At 66.5% G+C, this 245-nt stretch carries 1 pseudogene; it reads left to right on the forward strand.

Annotated elements, in window-relative coordinates:
- Window positions 1–245: pseudogene (locus tag R0J92_RS25680) on the forward strand (hypothetical protein); the annotation flags it as partial.

Raw genomic sequence — 245 nt, forward strand, 5'->3', positions numbered from 1 at the left:
TCAACCTGCCGGTCAAGTACCTGGTGAACCAGCTAGTCGTCACCGAACGCACGGCGCCTGTCATGCGCAGCGTGTTGAGCGTCGCCTCGGGTCTGCTGTCGCTCAAGCAGTTCGACAACGGCACCGCCCTCATCGGCGGCGGCTGGCAGGGGGCTGGCGACCGTGACCGCAACGAGACCCGGGCGATCCCTGAAAACCTGATCGGGAACGTCCAGCTCGCCAGCTACACCATCCCGGCGCTCGCC

The organism is Tritonibacter sp. SIMBA_163 (genome assembly GCF_046535935.1).
Classification (GTDB): domain Bacteria; phylum Pseudomonadota; class Alphaproteobacteria; order Rhodobacterales; family Rhodobacteraceae; genus Epibacterium; species Epibacterium scottomollicae.